Source organism: Brochothrix sp. (genome assembly GCF_017549435.1).
Taxonomy (GTDB): domain Bacteria; phylum Bacillota; class Bacilli; order Lactobacillales; family Listeriaceae; genus Brochothrix; species Brochothrix thermosphacta.
This window is the reverse complement of the sequence record NZ_JAFYUW010000166.1, coordinates 1-5,340: the sequence shown is the minus strand read 5'-3', so window position 1 is coordinate 5,340 and position 5,340 is coordinate 1. Positions and strand designations below refer to the sequence as shown.

Below are 5,340 nucleotides of genomic sequence, written 5' to 3'. Positions count from 1 at the left end.
TTTATTCAGTAACGATTGAGTGGATAAGTGTTGGTTCCACTGCGCTATCAGCAATTGAAATGTTAGCATAGATTTTCGCAATAACATCATCAACATTTTCTCTATTAGAATAAATTGTTACAAGTGGCTCGCCTTCTTTCACTGCTTCGCCAACTTTTTTACGTAACATTAAACCAACTGCTAAGTCAATTTCATCTTCTTTAGTTGCACGTCCTGCACCTAATAACATTGCTGCGATACCAATTTCATCGGCAACCATATTTGATACAACACCCGTTTGTTTAGCTGGTACATCAATCACAAATTCTGCTTGTGGCAAGCGTTCTGGATGATCCACAACTGTTTCATCGCCACCTTGATTGTGTAAGAACGTTCTGAATTTATCGAGTGCTTTTCCATTAGCAATTACTTCTTTAAGCAATTCACGCGCTTCTTCTAATGTTTCTGCTTTTTTAGCAAGCACAACCATTTGCGAGCCTAATGTTAAAACTAATTCTGTTAAATCTTCTGGTCCTTCACCTTTAAGTGTATCAATTGCCTCTTTAACTTCCAGAGCATTACCAATCGCATAACCTAAAGGTTGTGACATATCAGAAATAACTGCCATCGTTTGACGACCCACGTTATTACCTATACGAACCATTGCATGTGCAAGGTTTTGTGCATCTTCATCTGTTTTCATGAAGGCACCGGCACCTGTTTTAACATCTAAGACAATTGCATCAGCACCTGCTGCGATTTTTTTACTCATGATTGAGCTTGCGATTAAAGGAATCGAGTTAACTGTTCCTGTAACATCACGTAATGCATACATTTTTTTATCTGCTGGTGTTAAGTTTCCTGATTGACCAATAACAGCAACTTTATCGCGGTTGACGATTTCCATAAACTCTTCGTTCGTAATTTCAACATGGAAGCCTTTAACAGCTTCTAATTTATCGATTGTTCCACCCGTATGACCTAAACCACGACCAGACATTTTAGCTGTAGGAATATCTAAAGCTCCTACAAGTGGTGCTAATACAAGTGTTGTTGTATCACCAACGCCACCAGTCGAATGTTTATCCACTTTTACGCCTTCAATACCTGATAAATCAATTGTTTCTCCAGAATTAACCATTGCCATTGTTAAAGAGGCACGTTCATTATCTGTCATATCTTGGAAGAAAATTGCCATCGCTAATGCGCTTGCTTGATAATCAGGAATATCGCCAGCTGTGTAACCATCGATAAAGAAATTAATTTCCTCTGTTGATAATTCTTTTCCATCGCGTTTGTTTGCTATAATATCTACCATTCTCATAATAAATCACCAGTCCTTTGTTTTTTAGTAAATTAATCCTACAATTGTAGCTGTTAAGAAACTTACAAGTGTTGCACCATAAAGAAGGCGTAACCCAAATTTAGCTGCCATGTTACCTTTTTCTTCGTTCAATCCTTTAATCGCACCTGAAATGATACCGATTGAAGAGAAGTTTGCAAAAGATACAAGGAATACTGAAACGATTGCTGTTGTACGTCCTGAGAAGTCGAAGTTACCACTTGTCAAGAAGTCCATTGCAACAAATTCATTCGATACTAATTTCGTTGCCATAACACTTCCGGCACTGATTGCCTCTGACCACGGAATACCCATGATGAAAGCAAACGGAGCAAAAACATATCCTAATAAATCTTGGAAAGAAATTCCTAAAATCGCTGAGAAAATACCGTTAACCAACGCAATAATTGCGATGAAACCGATCAGCATTGCCCCAACTGTAATAGCTACTTTGAAACCATCCATGATGTATTCACCAAGTACTTCGAAAAACGATTGTTTACGTTCTTTTTTAACTTCGAGAATATCTTCATCTGGTGCTACTTCGTAAGGGTTGATGATTGAAGCGATGATAAAACCACCAAAAAGGTTTAATACGATTGCTGTAACAACGTATTCTGGTTTTAACATTGTCATATATGCGCCAACAATTGCCATTGATACTGTTGACATTGCTGATGCACATAATGTGTAGAGACGTTTTTCATTTAATAGGCTCAATTGGTTTTTCACTGAAATGAAAACTTCTGATTGACCCAGTATTGCAGATGCAACAGCGTTATATGACTCTAATTGACCCATACCGTTTACTTTACTTAATAAGTAACCGACGCTACGCATGAAAATTTGTAGAATTTTGAAGTGATGTAAAATCCCGATTAACGCTGAGATAAATACAATTGGCATTAACACGCCTAAAAAGAAGCTTGATTGTGCGTCAGCATTAAGGAGACCACCAAATACAAAGTTGATTCCTTCAGCAGCGTAAGATAAAAGGTATTCAAATCCTTTAGCAAACCCACCGACTAATATATTACCTACGTTCGTATTCAACAATACGGCAGCAAGAATAAATTGTAAAACAATCATGATAACAACAGGACGGTACTTGATTTTTTTCTTATCTTTACTGAAAGCCCATGCCATCAATAACACAACAATAATACCGATAATACCAATTAAATATTTCATAAGAGACCACCTTTTAGTTTTTACGATTACAACTGCAATCGTTTACATTTAACATTATACAACATGAACTACAATAAAGGTGAAAAATAAATGAATAAGCAACAGATTGTGCTTATTCATCCTCAGTTTTAGTAGTTGTAACACCAACTGAGCTTTTTCGTAATATTCCGGACAAAAATCGACTTAGCTTTCGCTATTTCTTAGTAGTCCGATTTAGAAGTTCCACCAGCAATAATTGTGACACCAGCACTTGCTCCAATACGAGTTGCTCCTGCTGCGATCATTGCATCAACATCTTCTTTTGAGCGAACGCCACCTGAAGCTTTAACTCCAATGTTAGGTCCAACTGTTTTGCGCATTAAAGCAATATCTTCCGCTGTTGCTCCACCAGTAGAAAAACCTGTTGAAGTTTTAACAAAATCGGTACCTGCTTCAACTGCTAATTCACATGCACGTACTTTTTCTTCGTCTGTTAACAGACATGTTTCAATGATAACTTTCACAATTGCTTGACCTTTAACAGCTTCAACGACTGCTTGAATATCATTTTTTACAACTTCGTTATCGCCATCTTTCAAAGCGCCAACGTTAATAACCATATCTACTTCGTTTGCACCGTTTGCCACAGCATCTTTAGCTTCTGCTACTTTCGCTGCTGTTGTTGATGCACCTAAAGGAAAACCAATAACAGTACATACTTTTGCGTATGCGCCATCTAATTCTTCACTTGATAATTTAACCCAGTAAGGATTAACACATACTGATGCAAAATCGTGTTCACGAGCTTCTGCTGTCAGTTTTAAAATTTGTTCGCGTGTTGCGTCTTGTTTTAATAATGTATGATCAATCATATTTGCTAAGTTCATGATTCAATCACTCCTTTTCTCTTTATAATTTGAGTATACTACATCGTGAACAAATGTACAACATTAGTTTGAACCAATGTTCAAATTTGTTTTTAATTATGACGGATAGGCTAACAAACCTTTTGCTGTTTCATAATCTAATAGCAAGATATTGCCATACTTTCCCTTTAATGCTGCATCAATCGCTTGAATTTTACGAACACCGCCAGCAACCAAAATCGCATTTTCCTTATCTTGCAAATCCGCTAATTCAATTCCCATCGTACGATTATCAATTGTCGGGGCACAAACTTCTCCGTTTTCATCATAAAAACGCGAGCAAATATCGCCAACAGCTTTCTTTTTTAATAATTCTATTTCATCTGCTGTTAAATAACCTAATTGAAACAACAATGCTTCTGGGCGAACCGTACCCACAGTGAAAATAGCAGTATTCGCACGTTTACCTAAATTACTAATTGCTTGGATGTGACGATCTTGTTCGACTACATGTTTTGTTACTTCATTATCAAAAACGACTGGCAAAGGCAATGCTTGAGGCACTGTATTAAACGTTTTCGCGAAAATATTCAATGTTTCATTTGCATAAGTATCAACTTTCGATTGACTGATACCCCCTTTTAGTTGCACGACTTGAATATTTTTATATTCTTGAGGTGTGAGGTGTTTTGCAATGGCATGAATTGTTTTTCCCCAGCTCACGCCAATAACATCATCATCTTTTGTGATTGATTCGATATAACGCGCTGCAAACTCACCTAAGGTGTCGTATAGTTTCTCTTCTGAAGTAGTGGGTGCAAATACTAATTGTACGTCTTTAAGCTGGTAGCGCTCCCGCAAAGCTGTTCTTACACCTTCAATATCAGTGAACGGATCAGAAATATTGATTTGCACATACCCCTTCTCTTTGGCATACGCCAATAAACGTGAAACGGTTGGTCGTGATATTTGTAATTGATTAGCAATTTCTTGTTGACTTAATTCCGCTTCATAATATAAGCGAGCAACTGCAACACTTAATTGACCTTTTTCTTCCGGCATGTTCGACACTCCTCTTTGGTTATTGCCTTTAGCTATTCCCTCTAAATGATAGCCGTAAGCATCAAAAAAAGCTAGGATATTTATTAGAAGTTGATAAAAAAAGAAATAACAAGTTTAACTCCTTACTTCTAGATATCAGAATAATATACACTAAAGGGAGCTTATCTAAAGATACAGTATGATTCGTTTGTGATACTCTGTCAAAAAACGATTGGGAATTTTATATTTCTTGTATTTATATATTTAATAAATATCACTAGCTAAAAAAGGCATTTTTATTATGTTATATTAATAGTTAACTATTGCTCAAAAAGTAATAAGACAAAATAAATAAGATGTTTTATAATGAACTTTCTACGTTAAAAGACTTTCAAAACATCGCAAAGGAGTTGCATCCCTATTGAATAGGAAAATGATTTTCATTCCTTTAATTTTCATATTAATAATTGTATTCAGTTATTTATTCCTACCGGTAAATATCCAAAGGGTTTTTAACATACTGATACCTATCTCAATATTAATATTAATTCTCCTTTCTTTGTCGTTTTTACTTTTGTATTACTTGATAAAATCATTAAAATAATCATGAATTTTCAAGTATTATAAAAGACTTTCTATCTGTCAGCATACCTCTACTCAAAAAGGCGAACTTATCTCATTGATAAGTTCGCCTTTCTTGTTCAACACTACCTTTTTAAAAACATAATATTGAGGTTTATGTTGACTATTTATATTTCAATATCAGCTGAATATACGTGGTGAATTTCGCCTGCTACATCTTGTAACAATAATACGCCGTCATCGGTAATACCTTTAAATTCGCCTTCTAAAACACCTTTTAAGGTACGAGCTTTAATGTTTTTATTAAACTGCAAAGCATGCGCTTCCCAATATTTTTTAATTGGAGAAAAACCTTCAGTC

Annotated in this window: 4 protein-coding genes and 1 pseudogene; all 5 read right to left on the bottom strand. The window is 35.7% G+C overall.

All coding sequences use genetic code 11. From position 1 onward, the window contains the following. Nucleotide 1 precedes the first annotated feature (1 nt). Entirely contained in the window at nt 2-1,303 is a 1,302-nt protein-coding gene (locus IKV95_RS10645; protein ID WP_069120654.1) for a pyrimidine-nucleoside phosphorylase, read from the bottom strand. 24 nt (nt 1,304-1,327) lie between these two features. After that, entirely contained in the window at nt 1,328-2,512 is a 1,185-nt protein-coding gene (locus IKV95_RS10640) for a NupC/NupG family nucleoside CNT transporter (protein WP_029092623.1), read from the bottom strand. A gap of 200 nt (nt 2,513-2,712) precedes the next feature. Continuing rightward, complete coding sequence (deoC, locus tag IKV95_RS10635; protein WP_029092624.1) at nt 2,713-3,378, bottom strand: deoxyribose-phosphate aldolase; 666 nt, start codon at nt 3,376-3,378, stop codon at nt 2,713-2,715. Nucleotides 3,379-3,474: 96 nt separating this feature from the next. Continuing rightward, the gene (locus tag IKV95_RS10630; RefSeq protein WP_029092625.1) at nt 3,475-4,419 is read right to left on the bottom strand and encodes a DNA-binding transcriptional repressor DeoR; all 945 of its coding nucleotides are present in this window, start codon (nt 4,417-4,419) and stop codon (nt 3,475-3,477) included. 728 nt (nt 4,420-5,147) lie between these two features. Continuing rightward, nucleotides 5,148-5,340 (bottom strand): annotated as a pseudogene (locus IKV95_RS10625) (bifunctional biotin--[acetyl-CoA-carboxylase] synthetase/biotin operon repressor); the annotation flags it as partial.